The following is a 20,482-nucleotide window of genomic DNA, read 5'->3' as shown; positions in this document are numbered from 1 at the left end:
GTAAGAAAATGCCTGAAATCAAGCAGTTATTCAAAAACAACGCTGACTGGTCGCAATCCATTAAATCTGAAAAACCGGAATACTTCTCCAAACTGGAAGAAGGACAAAACCCGGGGTTTCTCTGGATAGGGTGTTCAGACAGTCGCGTGCCAGCAGAACGTCTTACCGGTCTCTACTCCGGCGAACTTTTTGTTCACCGCAACGTCGCTAACCAAGTTATTCATACTGATCTCAACTGTCTCTCTGTCGTTCAATACGCCGTCGATGTACTCGAAGTGAACCATATTATTGTGTGTGGACACTATGGGTGTGGTGGCGTAAACGCAGCAATCGATAACCCTCAGTTGGGGCTTATCAACAACTGGTTGCTCCATATTCGCGATCTCTATTTAAAGCATCGCAACTGGCTAGGTAACCTTCCAAGAGAAAAATGGGCGGACAAACTTTGTGAAATCAACGTCGCAGAGCAAGTGTATAACCTTGGAAATTCGACCATTCTGCAAAATGCTTGGGATCGCGGCCAACAAGTGGAAATACACGGCGTTGTGTATGGTATCGGGGATGGAAAGCTTCAAGATTTAGGAGTGAACTGCCGCAGCAGAGAGAGCCTAGAAGTGAACTACCAAGCTGCGATGTCTAAAATACTCAGCTCTGATATTCTCAAATCAAACGAAAAGTGCCCGGTTTAATACGGGCACTTGCTCTTATCTTCATTTCAGCGTATTCGCTTACTCTTGTGGTATTACTTTGCCGATAAATGGCAGGTGGCGGTATTTTTGTGCATAGTCGATACCCACACCTACAACAAACTCGTCCGGAATCTCAAAACCAATCCAATCTACGTCAACATTCACTTCGCGACGAGAAGGCTTGTCCAACAGCGTACAGATAGCTATGGATTTAGGCTCGCGCAGAGATAGGATCTCTTTGATCTTGTTAAGCGTATTACCAGTATCAATGATGTCTTCGATAATCAGGACATCTTTGCCTTTGATATCGTCATCCAAGTCTTTTAGGATTCGGACATCGCGAGAGCTTTCCATTGTATTGCCGTAGCTTGATGCGGTCATAAAGTCGACTTGGTGAGTCAGTTTAATTTGACGCGCTAAATCCGCCATAAAAACAAAGGAGCCGCGCAGCAACCCTACTACTACTAAGTCTTCACTTCCTTGGTAGTGAGCGGTGATCTGTTTACCCAGTTCACGGACTCTATCCTGAACATCCTGCTCAGAAATCATGACTTCTACTGTATGTTTCATACCAAACTCGTTTTTGCTTCGTTGACCAATCAAATCACTATCGTTTCAAATAATGTACACAAGCTGTAAATTTTGTACTGCTGTTTACAACACTACTGAGCTCATAAACTAATTAACATTCATATAGTTAGACAACTCAATTTAACTGCTTGTTATTTAGATTGATTTCGGTGTACATCACTCAAGTATAGACACCGTATTTTAGTGAGGCGGTAGTTTATCACTCCTTGTCATTTGAGTGAAACGTTTACGCAAAAGCCAGTCTAGCTCTACTTATCAGCCATATTAATAATTCTGATTATAAATTACTCTGAAAACGTTGACCTATTTGATATGCACCATTACACTCATAGAGCTATATGCAAATAATAAAATAATAACTAGGGCAAAGCCCTTGAAAAACTACTAACAACTCAAATGGCAAGGATATACATAATATGGATACTATAGCGAAAAGACCGCGTACGCGCCTTTCACCTCAAAAGCGTAAGCAGCAACTGATGGAAATTTCTCTAGAAGTGTTTGCTCGTAGAGGTATCGGACGCGGTGGTCATGCTGATATCGCCGATATTGCTCAAGTCTCAGTGGCAACCGTGTTTAACTACTTCCCAACCAGAGAAGATCTTGTTGATGATGTACTTAACCACGTGGTACGCCAGTTCTCTAATTTCTTAGCAGACAACATAGATGTTGACCTACATGCAAAAGAAAACCTTCACAACCTGACAACAGAGATGACTCAACTTGTCCTCAATGATTGTCACTGGTTGAAAGTGTGGTTTGAATGGAGTGCATCGACGCGTGATGAAGTGTGGCCTTTGTTTGTAACAAGTAACAAAAATAACCAGTTACTCGTACAAAACATGTTTGTGCGCGCCATCGAGCGCCAAGAAGTGTGTGACCATCACGATGCCTCGGATCTCGCCACTCTGTTCCACGGTATTTGCTACTCACTGTTCGTACAGGCAAACCGTGTGAAGGATGCAGCGACCATTAGTCGTCTGACTGAAAGCTATCTTGATATGCTTTGCATCTACAAGCACGATTAAGCTTTCGCTGAAACAAAAAAACCGCTGTTTTCAAACAGCGGTTTTTTTGTTTTCTTAGGGCTTACTTTTTCTTCTTCGCTTTTGGATTTGGAAGATCAGTAATCGTGCCTTCAAACACTTCAGCTGCCAGACCTACAGATTCGTGTAGAGTCGGGTGCGCGTGAATCGTAAGAGCGATATCTTCTGCATCACAACCCATTTCGATTGCCAAACCAATTTCGCCAAGTAGCTCACCACCGTTAGTACCAACGATAGCACCACCAATTACGCGGTTTGTCTCTTTGTCGAAAATCAGCTTAGTCATACCGTCTGCACAATCTGACGCGATTGCACGACCAGATGCTGCCCAAGGGAAGGTTGCTGTTTCGTACTTGATGCCTTCTTCCTTCGCTTCTTTCTCAGTCTTACCAACCCATGCCACTTCTGGCTCAGTGTAAGCGATTGAAGGAATAACTTTAGGGTCGAAGTAGTGCTTCTTACCAGCAATAACCTCAGCGGCAACGTGACCTTCATGCACACCTTTGTGAGCAAGCATTGGTTGACCAACGATATCGCCGATAGCAAAGATGTGAGGGACGTTAGTACGCATCTGCTTATCAACGTTGATAAAGCCGCGCTCATCAACTTCAAGACCCGCTTTTTCAGCATCGAGAAGTTGACCGTTCGGTACACGACCAATAGCAACCAGCACAGCATCATAGCGCTCAGCTTCAGCAGGTGCTTTTTTACCTTCCATTGAAACGTAGATACCATCTTCTTTCGCTTCAACTGCTGTTACTTTGGTTTCAAGCATCAAGTTAAACTTGTTCTTAATGCGTTTGGTGTAAACCTTAACGATATCTTTATCCGCTGCTGGGATAACTTGATCGAACATTTCTACCACGTCGATCTGAGAACCTAGAGAGTGGTATACCGTACCCATTTCTAGACCGATGATACCGCCCCCCATGATAAGTAGCTTACCCGGAACTTCTTTTAGCTCTAGAGCGTCAGTTGAATCCCAGATTCGTGGATCTTCATGTGGGATAAATGGCAGCTTAATAGGACGAGAACCCGCAGCAACAATCGCGTTGTCAAAGTTCACAACCGTTTTGCCATCTTCGCCTTCAACTTCGATAGAGTTAGGGCCAGTGAACTTACCAAAACCGTTTACCACGTTCACTTTACGCATCTTAGCCATACCGCCAAGACCACCAGTCAACTGGTTGATAACTTTTTCTTTCCAAAGACGGATTTTGTCGATGTCCGTTTGAGGCTCACCGAATACGATGCCGTGATCAGCGAGTGCTTTCGCTTCTTCGATTACTTTTGCAACGTGAAGGAGTGCTTTTGATGGGATACAACCCACATTAAGACAAACACCACCTAGAGTGCTGTAACGCTCGATAAGAACGGTTTCCAGACCTAAGTCTGCACAACGGAATGCAGCGGAGTAACCAGCAGGACCTGCACCAAGTACTACCACTTGGGCTTTAATTTCTTTGCTCATTTTGACCTCTTGTAGTCATTATCCCTAACAGGCTGAGTGGGTATAGATTAGGTTTGTTCAAAGTCGTTTTGTTTTAAACAATTATTTTCAGACCGCCAACAGTTTACAGAGATGTTAATGGTGTGAAAAGTAAATCCATTTAGCCTGTGAGCCAGACAACAATTCGATTATAAAAACAGCCAATGTAACCAAATTGTCAGTAAACAAATTACCGTGCAACAACCGTGGTTATTGGCACAGAGGCGGCTTAAGCCGCCTCTTTTAAATCTTCGCTCTAATTAAAGAACAAGACGACGAATGTCAGATAGACAAGCGTTTAGGTAAGTCACAAAACGCGCACCTTCAGCACCATCGATCACACGGTGGTCGTATGAAAGAGACAGTGGAAGCTGTAGGCGTGGTTCAAACTCTTTACCATTCCAAACTGGCTTCATCTCAGACTTAGATACACCTAGAATACCAACTTCTGGTGCATTTACGATTGGCGTAAACGAAGTACCACCAATACCGCCAAGACTTGAGATAGTGAAACAGCCACCCTGCATATCTGCAGCAGTTAGCTTACCAGCGCGCGCTTTCTTAGATACCGCCATTAGTTCTTCTGACAGCTCGTAGATACCCTTCTTGTTCACATCTTTAAATACAGGAACAACAAGACCGTTTGGCGTATCAACAGCAATACCGATGTTCACGTATTTCTTAAGAATAATGCTTTCGCCATCTTCAGATAGTGAAGAGTTGAACGCTGGGAAGGCTTCTAGCGCTTTCGCTGCCGCTTTCATGATGAACACAAGAGGAGTGATCTTCATACCAGAATCTTTCTTCGCTTCAATCGCGTTCTGTTCTTTACGGAACGCTTCTAGCTCAGTGATATCAGCGTTATCCCACTGAGTAACATGAGGGATCATTACCCAGTTGCGGTGAAGGTTCGCACCAGAGATCTTCTTGATCTTAGAAAGCTTCTGAACTTCTGTTTCACCAAATTTGCTGAAGTCCACTTTCGGCCACGGTAGTAGACCAAGTGCACTTCCGTCACCCTTGCCAGAGCCCGCTGCACCAGACTCAAGACGCTTAAGCGCATCTTTCACGTAGTTTTGAACGTCTTCTTTCAGGATGCGGCTCTTACGACCACTTCCTTTAACCTTAGAAAGGTTAACACCAAACTCACGAGCAAGACGACGAACGACTGGAGACGCGTGTGCGTACTCGTTGTTTTCTTGGAAATCGCCTGCCGCTGGTGCTGCCGGAGCTTCAGATTTAGCTGATTCAACTGGGGCTTCAGGCTTAGCTGGAGCCGCTGCTGGTGCTTGCTCAGCAACTGGTGCCGCTGGAGCACCTGAACCTGCTGTTTCAAATACCATGATCAGAGAGCCAGTTGAAACTTTATCGCCCGCTGCGACTTTGATCTCTTTCAGTGTACCAGCAAAAGGCGCTGGTACTTCCATAGAAGCCTTATCGCCTTCTACCGTGATCAAAGACTGCTCTTCTTCAATGCCGTCGCCAATTGCTACCATGATTTCAGTAACTTCAACTTCGTCGCCACCGATATCAGGTACGTGAACTTCTTTCAGTTCTGCCGCTGCCGCTGGAGCCGGAGCTGCTGCTGGAGCTTCTGCTGGAGCTTCTTCAGTTGCAGCCGGTGTGCCGGCCGCATCTGCTTCGAAAATCATGATTAGAGAACCCGTCGTAACCGAATCACCTTCCGCTACTTTGATTTCTTTAACAATACCCGCTTGAGACGCAGGAACTTCCATAGAAGCTTTGTCGCCTTCAACAGTGATCAGAGACTGCTCTTCTTCGACCTTGTCACCAACGCTTACAAGAATCTCAGTAACTTCAACCTCATCCGCACCGATGTCAGGTACATTAATTTCGATTGCCATTGCTTATTTACCTTCTATTAAAGCGCTGTATTAAGCGTATTGTGGGTTTGTTTTTTCAGTGTCGATGTCGAACTTCGCAATAGCATCTACTACTACTGATTTCTCAACATCGCCACGCTTCGCTAGTTCAGTTAGTGCAGCAACTACGACGTAGCCAGCGTTAACTTCAAAGTGGCGACGCAGGTTCGCACGGCTGTCAGAACGACCGAAGCCATCTGTACCAAGTACTTTGTATGATTCACTAGGCATGAAACCACGAACTTGCTCTGCATAGTTCTTCATGTAGTCAGTCGCGGCGATAGCAGGCTCGTTGCCAAGTACCGTAGCAATGTATGGTACTTTCGCTTCACTTTCTGGGTGCAGCATGTTGTAACGCTCTGCATCCTGACCATCACGAGTTAGCTCGTTGAATGAAGTTACTGAGAAGACGTCAGAAGCAACGCCGTACTCTTCGCTTAGAATAACTGCAGCTTTGCGAACTTCGTTCATGATAGTACCTGAACCCATTAGCTGAACTTTAGACTTGTCGCCAGCATGAGATTCTAGCTTGTAGATACCTTTGCGGATGCCTTCTTCAGCGCCTTCTGGCATTGCTGGCATTGCGTAGTTTTCGTTCATTACAGTTAAGTAGTAGAACACGTTCTCTTGGTTCTCACCGTACATGCGACGAATACCGTCTTGCATGATAACTGCCACTTCATAGGCAAATGTCGGGTCGTAAGAGATACAGTTTGGAACTGTGTTAGCCATTACGTGAGAGTGGCCATCTTCGTGCTGTAGACCTTCGCCGTTTAGTGTTGTACGACCTGCTGTAGCACCTAGTAGGAAGCCACGAGCTTGCTGGTCACCCGCTAGCCAAGCCATATCGCCGACACGTTGGAAACCAAACATTGAGTAGTAGATGTAGAACGGGATCATTGGTAGGTCGTTGGTGCTGTATGACGTTGCTGCTGCAACCCATGACGCCATTGAACCTAGCTCGTTGATACCTTCCTGTAGAACCTGACCTGATGTCGCTTCTTTATAGTAAGAAACAATGCCCTTATCTTCAGGTGTGTATTCCTGACCGTGCGGGTTGTAAATACCGATTTGACGGAATAGGCCTTCCATACCAAAGGTACGCGCTTCATCACAGATGATTGGTACAACGTTTTTACCGATGTTCTTGTTCTTAAGCAGGATGTTAAGAGTACGAACGTATGCCATAGTCGTTGAGATATCGCGTTTTTGCTCGCTAAGTAGCGGTGCGAACTCTTCTAGCTCTGGCACTTTGAATTCTTGAGTGAACTTAGGTAGACGCTGAGGCGTGTAACCTTTCAGTTCTTTACGACGAGCGTGTAGGTATTCGTATTCTGCCGAACCCTCTTCCAGTTTCAGGTATGGAAGTTCTTTTACTGCTTCGTCCGTAAGGATGTCTTGAAGGCCTAGACGGTCACGTAGGTGTAGTACGTGAGTCATATCCATCTTCTTAACTTGGTGTGCGATGTTCTTACCTTCCGCCGCGTCACCCATGCCGTAACCTTTAACTGTCTTAGCTAGGATTACTGTTGGACGACCTTTGGTCTCTGCCGCATTCTTGTATGCTGCGTACAGTTTAGAAGAGTCGTGACCACCGCGCTTAAGTGCGAAGATCTCATCGTCAGTCATATCTGCAACAAGTGCCGCTGTCTCTGGGTATTTGCCAAAGAAGTGCTCGCGTACGTACGCGCCATCTTTAGATTTAAATGTCTGGTAGTCGCCGTCTACAGTTTCGTTCATTAGCTGTAGAAGCTTGCCTGACGTGTCTTTCGCCAGTAGTGCATCCCAGTTGTTACCCCAGATAACTTTAACCACATTCCAGCCAGCACCTTTAAACAGGCCTTCTAGCTCTTGGATGATGCTACCGTTACCCATTACAGGGCCGTCTAAGCGCTGTAGGTTACAGTTGATTAGGAAACACAGGTTGTCTAGTTTCTCACGCGCTGCGAAAGAAAGAGAACCACGTGATTCTGGCTCATCCATCTCACCATCACCTAGGAAGGCGTATACGCGCTGAGCTGAAGTATCTTTCATGCCGCGGCCGTCAAGGTACTTAAGGAAGCGAGCTTGGTAAATCGCAGAGATTGGACCTAGACCCATAGATACGGTAGGGAACTGCCAGAACTCAGGCATCAATTTAGGGTGCGGGTATGATGGGATACCTTTGCCGTCTACTTCTTGACGGAAGTTATCGATCTGCTCTTCAGTTAAACGACCTTCAACAAATGCACGAGCGTAAATACCGGAGAGATGTGACCTTGGTAGTAAACTAGATCGCCACCGTCCGTCTCGTTTGGAGCGCGGAAGAAGTGGTTGAAACAAACTTCGTAGAATGCTGCCGCTGACTGGTAAGAAGCCATGTGACCACCTAGGTCTAGGTCTTTCTTAGATGCACGCAATACGATCATGATTGCGTTCCAGCGAATGATTGAGCGAATACGACGCTCCAGAGTTACGTCACCAGGGTAAGCCGGCTCTTGTGCTGCAGGAATCGTATTGATGTAGTTTGTGTTGATACCTGTTGGCATATCAACGCCATCTAGACGTGCTTTTTCTAGAACGGTTTCTAGTAGGTATTGAGCACGTTCTACACCTTCTTCACGTACAACTGACTCAAGTGCTTGTAGCCATTCTTGAGTTTCCAGTGCGTCTACGTCATGCTTCATATCAGACATGGCGATCTATCCTTCTATTGGTTGGATCTAGTTATAAGTAACGCTCTTAGGAGTCGTTACCTTGCTGAATTCGACGCAAAGAGCGTTCTCTGCGCGACTCTTCACGAGTCAAATCCAACAATGTTTCTTCGATATAAGCTAAATGTGAATGAGACATTTCTCGTGCCTTTTCAGGCTGACCTGAAACAATCGCATCAACAATATTAGCTCTGTGCTTACTTACTTTCTCCACCACCTCATCTCGGCGGTGTAATAGCTTTAAATTTTCTAGGACGTTTTTTTCCAGTAAAGGCGCAAGGCTTCGAACGATATGCAGCAGTACCACATTGTGCGCCGCTTCAGTAAGAGCAATAAGAAACGCCATTACCGCTGTCGCTTCTGCTTCTACGTCTTTGTTCGATTGCGCTTCACTGATCACTTTCAGGCAATCCTGAATGCGAGCAAAGTCCTCATCGGTACCACGAACAGCAGAAAAATAAGCAGAGATACCTTCCATCGCATGACGCGTTTCCAGTAAATCCAACTGAGTTTCCGAGTGACTAGACAATAAATTAAGCAATGGATCAGAGAAGCTGTTCCAGATGGTTTCGCTGACGAAAGTGCCCCCACCTTGTCGACGGGTCAACAGACGTTTGGCTTCCAAGCGCTGAATGGCTTCACGGATAGATGGACGGGACACGTCGAACTGTTTTGCCAGCTCGCGCTCCGGTGGCAGTTGTTGCCCCGGTGAAAGTGTACCTTCCACAATCAGCCTTTCTAACTCTTGCTCTATCACATCAGAAAGTTTTGGCTGACGAATCCTTTGATAAGCCATAATTTATTGTTCTTTTACTCTTTGCTGTCAATTGGTAATACCAATTTTACGTTGAGGCAGAAATTAACATAATTAAAACACCAATGTCCAGTCAAAAATTGACCTAAATCATAGAACCACGCTCAACTCAACACTTTGATAACAATAGCTCATTAAAACGGCAATATCATTGGTATGACCAATTACAAAATATAAACAGATGGGGATTTGTTGCGCTAGAAACCACAATAAGTGGCTAATCTTTAAATTTTATGAAGGAATATAAAGTTTCAGTAAGAGAGTAGATGAAAGCACCTCTCTCCCATGAATCCTTAACTGATATGCAGTAATCATCAAAAAAGCGACTCAATGGAGTCGCTTTTACTTATCTATAATCCACAACTAACTGGCTTCGATGTGATCGATCATCAGTTGTAAGGATTGATTGCCTCGAAATTCATTAATGTCGAGTTTATAGGCGAGACGTACTTTTTTCACCGAAGCATCAGGCCACCTTCTCAGATCAACGTTAAATGCAATACCATCGATCATGATATTTGTAGGGTGACCTTTGAATAAGGGCTCAACCATTAACTTTAGGTGTTTTTCTCCCACTAGTTTCTGATGCAGTACTTTAAATTCCCCGTCAAAAACGGGTTCGGGAAACGCCTGTCCCCAAGGGCCACCATTGCGGAGTAGCTCGGCAACATGCATTGAAAACTCTTCAGGCTGAAGCTCGCCATCACTTAAAATTACACCTTTAAGAGCCGCTTCATCCAATTGCTTGCGCACCGACTCATCAAATAAGCGGGAGAAGTTTTCGTACTCACCTTCCTCTATCGTTAAACCTGCTGCCATCGCATGACCGCCAAACTTCTTAATCAAACCCGGATTTTGCGTATCAATTAAGTCTAAGGTGTCGCGCATATGCAAACCTGGGATTGAGCGACACGATCCTTTTATCAATCCATCTCCGCCGTCAGCAAAAGCAATGACGGGGCGGTGAAACTGCTCTTTGATTCTCGACGCCAGTATGCCTATCACGCCTTGATGCCAGTCTCTTTGGAAAAGTGCAAGACCATAAGGAAGCTCACTGTCAGCTCCGAGTTGTAAGCGTTCACAAAATGCCATCGCTTCTTGCTTCATGCCTTCTTCGATCTCTTTGCGAGTGTGATTGAGTCCGTCCAGCTCACTCGCCATTCGGCGGGCAGCGTGAATGTTATTGCTCATCAACAGTTCGACACCAAAGGACATGTCGTCCAATCGACCAGCGGCGTTAATTCTCGGACCTAGAGCGAAACCAAAATCAGAGGCGACAAGTCTCTTTGCATCTCGCTTGGCGACTTCAATTAACGCTTGTATGCCCGGCCTAGCTTTTCCTGCTCTTATACGCTGTAGGCCTTGATGTACCAATATCCGGTTGTTCTCGTCCAATGGCACTACATCGGCCACGGTTCCCAAAGCCACCAGATCGATGAGCTCCATCAACTTTGGTTCACTCATGCCTTGATTCTTGAACCACCCGGTATTGCGCATATGAACACACAGGGCCATCATCAAGTAGAAAGCGACGCCTACTCCTGCGAGTGATTTTGAGGGAAAAGCACATGTGTCCAAGTTTGGATTCACTATCGCGTCTGCGATAGGTAGCTCATTACCTGGTAAGTGGTGATCGGTAACTAAGACCGTGAGTCCTTGCTCTTTGGCATAGCGCACCCCCTCAATGGATGACACGCCATTATCCACCGTCATGATCAACTCAGCGTTAATCGCCAGTGCCTGATCAACAACATCTGGACTTAAGCCATAGCCATCTTCAAATCGATTTGGAACTAAGTAGTCGACGTTATTGCAACCCAACATTCTCAGAGCCAATACAGATAGAGCCGAGCTCGTTGCACCATCCGCATCAAAGTCCCCCACAACGATAATTCGTTGATGGTTTTGTATCGCTTTAAACAACAAGTCTACCGCTTGAGCAATCCCCCCTAACATTTGGTAGGAGTGCAAAGCGCGAGCGGACTTTTCTAGTTGTCCTAGTTCACAAATTCCTCGGCTTAAGTAAATTCTTTTCAGCAGAGGGTGGAGTTCACTGGCCAAAGCATCGACATCAACTTCAGCTCGACGTTGAATTTCTATCATGGTTTTCCGGAAATTATTTCGTTGATGTCAGTCTCGATTGCATCGCTTGTGGATCTAAGTAACCACCCACCATTTCTCCACTTTCTAAGAAGATGGCTGGAGTGCCTTTAACACCCAAATATTTTGCTAGATTGTAGTGCTTAGTAATCGTCGCTTTACACTGCGCGAGATCACCTGTACTGGCTGGAAGCTTGCGTTTGATCTTGGTGTCATGCATGCCCGCAGCTGGATCATCTGAACACCAGATCGCTGCCATTTGATCTGCGGTATCGTGCTCCAAGCCGTAACGTGGGAAGGCGAGATAACGCACTGTAATACCTAGGTCATTGTATTCTTTCATATGCTTGTGGAGCTCGACACAATAACCGCAGGTAATATCGGTAAAGACGGTTATCACGTGTTTTTCATTTTCCGCTTTGTACTCAATGGCACTGTCGCTTAACTCGGCAATTTTCGCCGCGTTTTCTGGCTGTCGTCTCTGGGCCAGAACATCGGTATACTTACCCTTGTTGTCCAAGCTGTACAGCGTGCCAGCAAAGAAAAAATCGGCATTGTGTGTGGCAAACAAAATCCCACCATCGGTTGTGATTTCATAGATTCCATCAACATCCGAAGCGGTAACTTCCTGTACATTGATGCCCATTTTGGCAAATTTTTCTTTGATCAGATCTACGTCTGCTTGAACCGTTTTCGATACGGCGGATTCCGGATTAACCTTGGATTCAGCATTGGCGTTTTCTGCGTTGCAAGCTGCCAATAAGAAAGGAAGTGTAAAAAGAGTTATTAGGCGTAGTACGCTCATTGTTTTACCTTTTTCATCAAGCTCTTGGATGATGTTCGCTGTGAATTTGTTTTAGTCGCTCGGTGGCGACGTGAGTATAAATCTGAGTCGTAGATAAATCACTATGTCCTAGTAACATCTGCACCACTCTCAGATCTGCACCGTAATTAAGCAAGTGCGTCGCAAACGCGTGACGCAAAACGTGAGGAGACAAATCTTCTGCTCTGATCCCCGCTTGCAAGGCATAATATTTTATACGATGCCAGAAGGTCTGCCGAGTCATTTGACGAGCTCGTTTACTTGGAAACACAATATCCGAAGTTTGTTCCCCAAGTAATATTGACCTGCCTTGGGTAAGAAAAGTTTCAATCCATTCAATAGCGTTTTCGCCCATAGGTACTAAACGCTCTTTACCGCCTTTACCTATCACTCTCACGACGCCCTGACGAATACTGATGTTTTCCGTCGTCAGGCTGACCAATTCTGTCACTCGAAGGCCTGTTGCGTATAGTAACTCCAACATGGCTTTGTCTCTTAGCTCTACCGGATCGTTAGGGTCTGGTGCATTTAATAGATCCTCTACCTGTTTTTCCGTCAGGTCTTTGGGTAAACGCTTTGGTAATTTGGGGCTTACCATCAGTGCCGTTGGATCATCCGCTCTCACTTTTTCGCGGTGAAGATACTGAAACAAGCGTCGAATGGCGGAAAGCATTCTAGCGCGACTGGTCTCTTTAAATTTTTTTTTGATAAGCCAAGATTGATACTCCTGCAAACCATCTAGACTGATAAAGCTGAGTTTATAATTATGCTCTCCCATCCATTGGAGTAGCTTGACCAAATCTGCCCGATAGGAAGCGAGCGTGTTCTCCGAAAGCCCTCTTTCCATCCACATGGAATCGAGAAACTGCTCTACTATTCCTTGATCCGCTGAGTTCACTTTAGACACATGGCACCTCAATTATTCGATACCCGACCAATGTAAGGGAGTGAGCAGCACAAAGCTATAAAAAGTCTCATTGAATATCCTCTGATTGTCTCACCTGCCGACCTTTTAGCCACAGGCTGGTTGTATTTTTGATGCCAAACATACCGAGCGGATCCATTGTCACCTTTACTAAACCCACTTACCTTGCCCAATCCATACCTTGAGATTTCTTAAGAATAAAAGGTAGAATCGGGCCTATCTACCTTGTCCAAGCAGTATAAAAAATGAAAATTGGTCTATTCTACGGCTCAACCACATGCTACACCGAAATGGCGGCTGAGAAGATGCGTTCCATTATCGGTGAAGACCTGATTGATATTCACAACGTTAAAACGTCCTCCCTCGACCTGATGGAAGATTACGACTTACTTATCTTAGGTATCTCTACTTGGGACTTTGGTGAGATTCAAGAGGACTGGGAAGCGATTTGGGATCAAGTAAGCGATGCCCCTGTCAAAGGAAAAGTCGTTGCTTTGTTTGGTCTAGGCGATCAAGAAGGATACGGTGAGTGGTATCTCGATGCCATGGGAATGCTTCACGACCAAGTTGTCGCCGCTGGTGCGAGTGTCATCGGCTACTGGCCAAATCAAGGCTATGAGTTTGAAGCTTCAAAAGCACTGACCGAAGACGGCGAATTTTTTGTCGGTCTTGCCTTGGATGAAGACTCACAATACGACAAAAGCGATGAACGCATTGCTACTTGGGTTGAGCAGATCCTCGTTGAATATCAAGAAGCACTTTAAGTTCATCAAACCCAAGCTAAACGCTTGGGTTTTTCTTATCCATTGCTTTTATCTTTTCGCTTAAGCTCTCGGCGGTATTTGCTCCAATCGAATACCAAACCGGGATCACTTTTCCTCAATGGCGCGATAAATTGGTGGCCTGTTATTCTCGGTAGGGTAATGGCGGGATAAGCGGCCATGAGTTGCTTAGTTAAACGGACCAAAGATTGATACTGTGCTTCGGTATACGCCACAAAATCACTGCCTTCCATCTCTATTCCAATTGAGTAATCATTGCACTTCTCGACGCCATCAAAACTCGATACCCCTGCGTGCCATGCTCTGTCTAGAAACGAAACAAACTGAACAACTTCCCCATCTCGCCGAATAAGGCAGTGCGCTGACACACCCATATTGTGAATGACCTTAAAAAATGGGTGTTCATCTGGATTGAGGTTACCAGTAAAAAACTGTTCGATATAAGGACCGCCAAACTGCCCAGGAGGTAAACTTATATTGTGGATCACCAACAGGGAAATAGGCGTTTGTTCGTTGCGAGAATCGCAAAAAGGCGAAGGTACGTGTTTGCACTCTTGTAACCATCCATTGCTATCGATCATGTTTTACCTCGTTCACTCTACTCCTCGATAATATCCAATTTATCTGCAAATGCGAAACTCGTTACCAAAGACCTATTATCGGTAATAGGCCACCAGCTAAGGAAATTAGGTCCGCGAAATAGTCAGATCGAGTAATTTTTTATTTAGCTAGCGATTAATGGCTGAATTTCGCCCAAAGTCAGCGTATGATGCCCACCTCTGTCTAACTGGTTTACTAGATTTGCGATGAAAAACACACACAATAGCCAAGAGCGCCTTGAATATCTTAAACAGCAACTTCCGCTGGAAATCCAACGTGCCGTCGAAGATACCCTCAGAGAAGATCTGGGTGGTACTATCGATCCAGCTGCCGACATCACCGCAAGTCTAATCCCTGAAGATGCCCATAATGTCGCTACCATTATTACTCGTGAACACGGTGTATTTTGTGGTCAAGCGTGGGCTGACGAAGTTTTTCGTCAACTGGGAAGCCAAGTTACTATTGAATGGCACGTCAAAGATGGCGATGTGGTTGAACCCAATCAGACCCTTTGTACCCTCACTGGCCCAGCGCGTATTTTGCTGACTGGCGAGCGCAACGCAATGAACTTTATTCAAACGCTTTCCGGCTGTGCGACCGCAGCAGCAGTGTATGCTAAGCAACTTGAAGGGACGGGTTGTCGTTTACTCGACACGCGTAAAACCATTCCCGGCCTGAGAAGTGCGCTTAAGTATGCCGTAGCATGTGGTGGTGGCTTTAATCATCGTATTGGTGTTTTTGACGCTTACCTGATCAAGGAAAATCACATCATTGCTTGTGGTGGTATCAAGCAAGCCGTTTCTAAGGCCAAAGAACTCAACCCCGGTAAACCTGTTGAAGTCGAAACTGAGTCTTTGCAAGAGCTTCAACAAGCGATTGATGCAGGTGCTGACATTATCATGCTCGACAACTTCACCACTGAAATGATGCGTGAAGCGGTAAAAATCAATCAGGGTCGAGCTGCTTTAGAAAACTCGGGAAATATTACGCTTGAAACCATTAGAGAGTGTGCATTAACAGGGGTAGATTACATCTCTGTAGGCGCCTTAACAAAACACCTTAAAGCAATGGATTTATCTATGAGAATCAAAGATTAACCCATACCTTTACAACCGAACACTTTGAAAGAGAGGCCGTTTGCCTCTCTTTTTTGATTCACCTTCGCACTCCTTCCTTCAACGCTTGTAAAATAAAGTATCAAAGTGGATAAAACTGCTTCCGCCAATACTCTTATCTTCTTTTGCTACTGATTTATAGCTCCTATCCTCCGTGCACCAACAGCCTAGGAGGAAATATGCGTTTCTACATAACAAAACAAGCGGCGTTTTCACTCATTGAGCTCATGATAGTGGTTGTGATTATTGGTGTGCTCTCTTCGATTGCGATTCCTCAGTATCAACAATACGTTGCGAGATCCGAGGCCACTTCTGCACTGACCACACTCAAGGCGCTAACCACTAATATCGACATATTTATCTCTGACACTGGTCAGTTCCCCGATCAATCGAGTTTTTCGGAATTGGGTGCGAGTTCGGATATGAATCCGCTGGGTAGTATTACATTTCCCACTTCGGCTTCTAGCGGTCACTCAGTGGTGTTCACTTTTGACCAAAATTCCTCAACCCTCAACTCAAGTCATGCCATCACTTATTCAAAAACGGCACTCGATAGTAGTTGGACTTGTATCAATGCAACAAACACCACTTTGCGAGGGTGTGCGCCATGATAGAGGCGTTTAAAAACCGTCTGTTCAGCCACAACATCCTTCGCCAACGCAAAAACTACAGCGACGATATTCAATCTTTTATGGCTGAGCTTTTTAGTGAAAATGACGCCGTTAAACTGAGTAAACAGATCGCTCAGATTTACTCTATGTCTTGGATCGACCTAGCAAAAGAAACTTACTCGGCGGTCAATATTTCCACTCACCTGTTTCCGATATTCATACGCCATCAAGCTATCCCGCTCTCCATTGAGCAAAGTCTATGTGTGATTGCCTCCGCGCATCCAATAACGGTTCAAATCGAAAAAGAGCTCTATTTTGCGGGTGGATTGGTAACGCAAGTGTTTATCGCACCGCTTCCACAAATCCAAGCTCTACTTCCTCTTTACCAAATTGACAACAAGACCAGACATCAAATCGAGAATAACCGCGATTCCATTCCTATTCTCTTAGATAAGATCTTCCGGCAAGCTAAGTTACTCAGATCGTCAGATATCCATATCGAGGCTTACCAAAATAGGTATCGGATTCGATTTCGATGCGATGGTGTCCTGAGTGAGTTGACCACGATGACAGGTGAAGAGCACCAGCGACTCGTCGCCGCTATTAAGTTGATGGCAAATCTCGATGTTGCCGAAAAAAGAATGCCCCAAGATGGGCATATTCGCTATCGCAATCCACTGTCGAATTTAGAGCTAGAGGCTAGGATTTCTAGCCTGCCCACCTCTCATGGTGAAAAGGTTGTAATTCGACTCGTGGACCCCGTTGATGAGCGCGCGACTCTGAGCGAGCTCGGCTTTTCTCGTCAGCAAGAACAGGCTTACACCTCGGTACTGCAGCGCTCTCACGGTATGGTATTGATCACCGGACCAACTGGTAGTGGAAAAACTCGTACCCTCTACGCTTCCCTTAATCACATCAACGCCATTGAGCGCAACATCGCCACGGTCGAAGACCCAATCGAGTGTTTTGTATCGGGCATCAACCAAGTACAGGTCGATATGAGTATCAACCTCACTTTTTCTAAAGTACTGCGTTCATTGTTAAGGCAAGACCCAGACATAATCATGGTTGGTGAAATAAGAGATAAAGAGACGGCTGACATGGCCGTAAGAGCCGCCCAAACTGGCCACCTTATTCTGTCTACACTGCATACAAAATCGGCGCTGGAAGCCATTATCAGGTTGAGAAACTTAGGAGTAGAGCGCCATAACCTTGCCGCTTCTCTAAACCTAATTATCAATCAAAGGTTAGTTCGCAAACTTTGTCAATATTGCAAACTGCCCGCCACTGATACCACTCCCTATAAAGCCAACCCCAAGGGGTGCTCAAAATGTCACAACGGCTATAAGGGGAGGACTGGCGTGTTTGAAGTCCTATTTGTCACCGTTGATATTGCCAATGCTATTATCGACGGCGCAAGTATCGAAACCTTAAAACAGATGGCAAAACATTCGGGAGGAAAAAGCCTAGGTGACATAGGAAGAGAGTACGCTCTAGCAGGCACCACAAGTGAAGAAGAGCTATTGAGGGTCATCTACTGAGTTATGCCTTATCACATATACAAATGGAAAGGAGTGAACAAACAGGGTGTCAAAGTAGCAGGCTCAACTGTTGCTAGCAGTGACCCACTCTTTTCATTTTCCCTGTCTGTTCGAGAAATATCTGTATCCCATATCAACAAGCGCCCTCTGTATCCATTTGAACGTTACAAATTAAACACAGATACGGCCACTGTTAATCATTTTTTATTTCAACTGGCTTCACTGTTGCAGGCGGGAGTTCCAATACGAGATGCACTTATTACGCAGCACAATTCAACTGCCAACCTCGGACTACAAACCTCGCTTTTAACCCTGATGGCTACGTTAGACCAAGGCAATAGCGTTCACTGCGGATTAAAAGAGTCTGCGCTAAACTTGGAACCTCTCGCGCTGTGCTTGGTTGAGATTGGAGAGTCTACGGGCAATATTGTTCAATCGCTGTTTCTCGCTCATCACTATCGGCAAGGAAAAGACGAACTCAGTAAAACCATTAAGCGCGCAACCTATTACCCCGCCATCGTTTTTATCACTATGATAGTCAGTTGCTATCTATTATTGATTTTTGTTATCCCTAAGTTTGAAGCACTTTTTGCCACTTTCGACGCCGACCTTCCCATTTTTACTCAATCCGTATTATCGATTTCGCATTGGCTTATCGACAAAGGGCTATGGTTTATTACATCGATTGTCTCCAGTGGATTATTGCTTAAGTGGATGACAGCCAACTTTGACACTGCCCGCCACTACTGCGATGTACTAGCACTTAAGATCCCGATACTTGGCCGTTTAATACAAAACACCGCCGTTATTCGATTCACTCGGTCACTGTCAATTACCACTCAAGCTGGCATCAACATTCTTGTCGGCTTGCACTTATCCTTGCCTTTGCTTGGTAACTCTCGGTTGGAAAGAGAGGTGCAACTGCCAATTGCGAAAGTGGAACAGGGGTGGACCCTTTACCAGAGTTTTCAATCCATCTCTTGGATGAGTGCGGACGCGTTACAGATGATAAAAGTTGGCGAAGAATCTGGGCAGTTGTCGGCGATGTTAAAGCACCTCTACCAATACCAAGAGTCTCAACTATCCGCGCAGGTTGATGTGTTGACTAAGTTGATCGAACCAAGTCTGATTATAGCTCTCACTTTGACGGTAGGAAGCTTGGTCATCGCTATGTATCTGCCTATTTTTAACCTAATGAGTATATTGGGCTAATGAGATTGGTAAGCCCGTTTCTATTTAGCTTCTTGAGGCGACTAAGGTATACTGGTTTTATATCTTCTGTGTAATGATGAATATGGACGCTTTTTTAAATTATCCTTGGCTATTTCCTACATTTGCTGGTCTTTTTGGACTAATTGTCGGCAGCTTTCTCAATGTCGTTATACATCGCCTTCCGATCATGATGGAAAACGAATGGCGTCGCGAGTGCAATGATACATTTGCTGAGTGTAATCTCGCCGTTCCAGAAGAAACGTTTAACCTGAGTGTACCTCGCTCTAAGTGCCCTTCGTGTCAGCACCCTATTGCTGCTTATGACAATATTCCTGTCTTTAGTTGGTTGTGGCTAAAAGGAAAATGCCGTCATTGCGACGCGTCTATTTCTCCGCGTTACCCCTTGGTCGAGTTGTGCAGTGCGGTTTTGTGTACCGCCGTTGCCGCTCACTTTGGTTTTAGTGTTTACTCCATAGCTTTACTCGCTTTTACCCTTATATTAATTGCCGCCGTTTTTATCGATTTCGATACCCTACTTCTGCCCGATCAACTCACTTTACCTTTAATGTGGCTCGGTGTTTTTGCCTCATTATCAAACATCTCTCCCGTTTCCCTTGAGAGCTCAATCATTGGAGCCATGGCTGGCTACTTATCGCTTTGGTCTGTTTACTGGTTGTTTAAACTAATCACCGGTAAAGAAGGGATGGGCTATGGTGATTTTAAGCTGTTAGCGGCGCTAGGTGCATGGCTGGGGTGGCAATTACTTCCAATGGTTGTGCTACTCTCTTCACTTGTCGGTTTGGTCTTTGGTCTTGTACAACTGCGCATGCAAAAGCAAGGAATCGATAAAGCTTTCCCATTCGGCCCTTATTTGGCGATTGCTGGATGGTGTGCACTGATGTGGGGTTCTGAAATCACGCAATGGTATTTTACTTCAGTATTAGGGATTTAGTATGCCTTATGTTGTCGGACTAACCGGTGGAATTGCCAGTGGCAAAACCACGGTAGCAAACATGTTCTCAAAAGAGTTTTCCATAGACATCGTCGATGCTGACGTCATCGCGCGACAAGTGGTTGAAGTCGGCAGTGAGGGCCTCTCTCAGATCGTTCACCGCTACGGAGAAAAGATCGTCTTAGAAGACGGTTCATTAAACCGGTCTCAACTGAGAGAGATCATTTTTTCTGATCCCAGCGAAAAGAAATGGATAGACAGTTTATTACACCCGTTAATTCGCCAAGAGATGAAAAAACAGCTGCAAGACGTGAGCTCTGACTATGCACTTTTAGTGATCCCTTTGATGGTCGAAAACGGGTTACAAAATCTAGCCGACCGCGTGTTAGTGGTTGATGTCGATGAAAAAACCCAAATTGAGAGGACTCAAAACCGCGATGGCGTCGACGAAAATCAAGCCAAATCCATCCTTGCCGCACAAGCGACAAGACAGCAAAGGTTAGAGATTGCCGATGATGTGGTGAAAAATAGTACTAAAAACCAAAAACTTTTGCCTCAAATCACAGAATTACACAAAAAGTATCTAGCATTAAGTAGGGCAAATCGGTGAGAATGA

Annotated in this window: 17 protein-coding genes and 1 pseudogene; 9 read left to right on the top strand and 9 right to left on the bottom strand. The window is 45.3% G+C overall.

All coding sequences use genetic code 11. From position 1 onward, the window contains the following. Positions 1-8 precede the first annotated feature (8 nt). Positions 9-689 (top strand): carbonate dehydratase, encoded by a 681-nt coding sequence (gene can, locus BLO31_RS00310; RefSeq protein ID WP_070962294.1) that lies wholly within the window; start codon positions 9-11, stop codon positions 687-689. Positions 690-728: 39 nt separating this feature from the next. Here the strand turns inward: can and hpt are convergent, their stop codons facing one another. Then, positions 729-1,259 (bottom strand): hypoxanthine phosphoribosyltransferase, encoded by a 531-nt coding sequence (hpt, locus tag BLO31_RS00305; protein ID WP_070962292.1) that lies wholly within the window; start codon positions 1,257-1,259, stop codon positions 729-731. 437 nt (positions 1,260-1,696) lie between these two features. Here hpt and BLO31_RS00300 point away from each other — a divergent pair, with 437 nt between their 5' ends. Then, entirely contained in the window at positions 1,697-2,308 is a 612-nt protein-coding gene (locus BLO31_RS00300; RefSeq protein WP_070962290.1) for a LuxR/HapR/OpaR family quorum-sensing transcriptional regulator, read from the top strand. Positions 2,309-2,369: 61 nt separating this feature from the next. Here BLO31_RS00300 and lpdA read toward each other — a convergent pair whose 3' ends face one another. The 7 genes and pseudogenes from lpdA to xerD all read right to left on the bottom strand — a co-directional run bounded on the left by lpdA (position 2,370) and on the right by xerD (position 13,035). Beyond that, positions 2,370-3,797: a dihydrolipoyl dehydrogenase gene (lpdA, locus tag BLO31_RS00295; RefSeq protein ID WP_070962288.1), complete on the bottom strand. Its 1,428-nt coding sequence runs from the start codon at positions 3,795-3,797 to the stop codon at positions 2,370-2,372. Between the two features lie 278 nt (positions 3,798-4,075). Further along, positions 4,076-5,680: a pyruvate dehydrogenase complex dihydrolipoyllysine-residue acetyltransferase gene (gene aceF / locus BLO31_RS00290; RefSeq protein WP_070962285.1), complete on the bottom strand. Its 1,605-nt coding sequence runs from the start codon at positions 5,678-5,680 to the stop codon at positions 4,076-4,078. 30 nt (positions 5,681-5,710) lie between these two features. Further along, a pseudogene (gene aceE, locus BLO31_RS00285) lies at positions 5,711-8,373 on the bottom strand (pyruvate dehydrogenase (acetyl-transferring), homodimeric type). 46 nt (positions 8,374-8,419) lie between these two features. Continuing rightward, complete coding sequence (gene pdhR, locus BLO31_RS00280) at positions 8,420-9,187, bottom strand: pyruvate dehydrogenase complex transcriptional repressor PdhR (protein ID WP_070962283.1); 768 nt, start codon at positions 9,185-9,187, stop codon at positions 8,420-8,422. Positions 9,188-9,568: 381 nt separating this feature from the next. After that, positions 9,569-11,308, bottom strand: coding sequence for a single-stranded-DNA-specific exonuclease RecJ (gene recJ, locus BLO31_RS00275; RefSeq protein WP_070962281.1), 1,740 nt, complete (start codon positions 11,306-11,308; stop codon positions 9,569-9,571). Positions 11,309-11,321: 13 nt separating this feature from the next. After that, on the bottom strand, positions 11,322-12,110 hold the full coding sequence (locus tag BLO31_RS00270; protein ID WP_070962279.1) for a thioredoxin fold domain-containing protein: 789 nt from the start codon (positions 12,108-12,110) through the stop codon (positions 11,322-11,324). Between the two features lie 16 nt (positions 12,111-12,126). After that, positions 12,127-13,035, bottom strand: a complete 909-nt coding sequence (gene xerD / locus BLO31_RS00265) for a site-specific tyrosine recombinase XerD (protein WP_070962277.1) — start codon at positions 13,033-13,035, stop codon at positions 12,127-12,129. Between the two features lie 263 nt (positions 13,036-13,298). Here xerD and fldB point away from each other — a divergent pair, with 263 nt between their 5' ends. Next, entirely contained in the window at positions 13,299-13,817 is a 519-nt protein-coding gene (gene fldB / locus BLO31_RS00260) for a flavodoxin FldB (RefSeq protein ID WP_070962275.1), read from the top strand. A 35-nt stretch (positions 13,818-13,852) separates the two neighbouring features. Here the strand turns inward: fldB and ampD are convergent, their stop codons facing one another. Further along, complete coding sequence (gene ampD, locus BLO31_RS00255) at positions 13,853-14,416, bottom strand: 1,6-anhydro-N-acetylmuramyl-L-alanine amidase AmpD (protein ID WP_070962273.1); 564 nt, start codon at positions 14,414-14,416, stop codon at positions 13,853-13,855. 225 nt (positions 14,417-14,641) lie between these two features. Here ampD and nadC point away from each other — a divergent pair, with 225 nt between their 5' ends. The 6 genes from nadC (at position 14,642) to coaE (ending at position 20,476) form a co-directional block, all read left to right on the top strand. Beyond that, positions 14,642-15,532, top strand: coding sequence for a carboxylating nicotinate-nucleotide diphosphorylase (gene nadC, locus BLO31_RS00250; RefSeq protein ID WP_070962270.1), 891 nt, complete (start codon positions 14,642-14,644; stop codon positions 15,530-15,532). A 197-nt stretch (positions 15,533-15,729) separates the two neighbouring features. Further along, on the top strand, positions 15,730-16,161 hold the full coding sequence (locus BLO31_RS00245) for a type IV pilin protein (protein WP_070962268.1): 432 nt from the start codon (positions 15,730-15,732) through the stop codon (positions 16,159-16,161). After that, the gene (locus tag BLO31_RS00240) at positions 16,158-17,702 is read left to right on the top strand and encodes a GspE/PulE family protein (protein WP_070962266.1); all 1,545 of its coding nucleotides are present in this window, start codon (positions 16,158-16,160) and stop codon (positions 17,700-17,702) included. The genes BLO31_RS00245 and BLO31_RS00240 overlap by 4 nt, the downstream gene beginning before the upstream one ends. A gap of 33 nt (positions 17,703-17,735) precedes the next feature. After that, the gene (locus tag BLO31_RS00235) at positions 17,736-18,914 is read left to right on the top strand and encodes a type II secretion system F family protein (RefSeq protein WP_070962264.1); all 1,179 of its coding nucleotides are present in this window, start codon (positions 17,736-17,738) and stop codon (positions 18,912-18,914) included. A gap of 82 nt (positions 18,915-18,996) precedes the next feature. Beyond that, positions 18,997-19,866: a prepilin peptidase gene (locus tag BLO31_RS00230; RefSeq protein ID WP_070962262.1), complete on the top strand. Its 870-nt coding sequence runs from the start codon at positions 18,997-18,999 to the stop codon at positions 19,864-19,866. Position 19,867: 1 nt separating this feature from the next. Further along, on the top strand, positions 19,868-20,476 hold the full coding sequence (gene coaE, locus BLO31_RS00225) for a dephospho-CoA kinase (RefSeq protein ID WP_070962260.1): 609 nt from the start codon (positions 19,868-19,870) through the stop codon (positions 20,474-20,476). Positions 20,477-20,482 lie beyond the last annotated feature (6 nt).

It is taken from the genome of Vibrio sonorensis, assembly GCF_001854765.1.
Taxonomy (GTDB): Bacteria; Pseudomonadota; Gammaproteobacteria; order Enterobacterales; family Vibrionaceae; genus Vibrio; species Vibrio sonorensis.
This window is presented reverse-complemented; position numbering and strand designations above follow the sequence as displayed.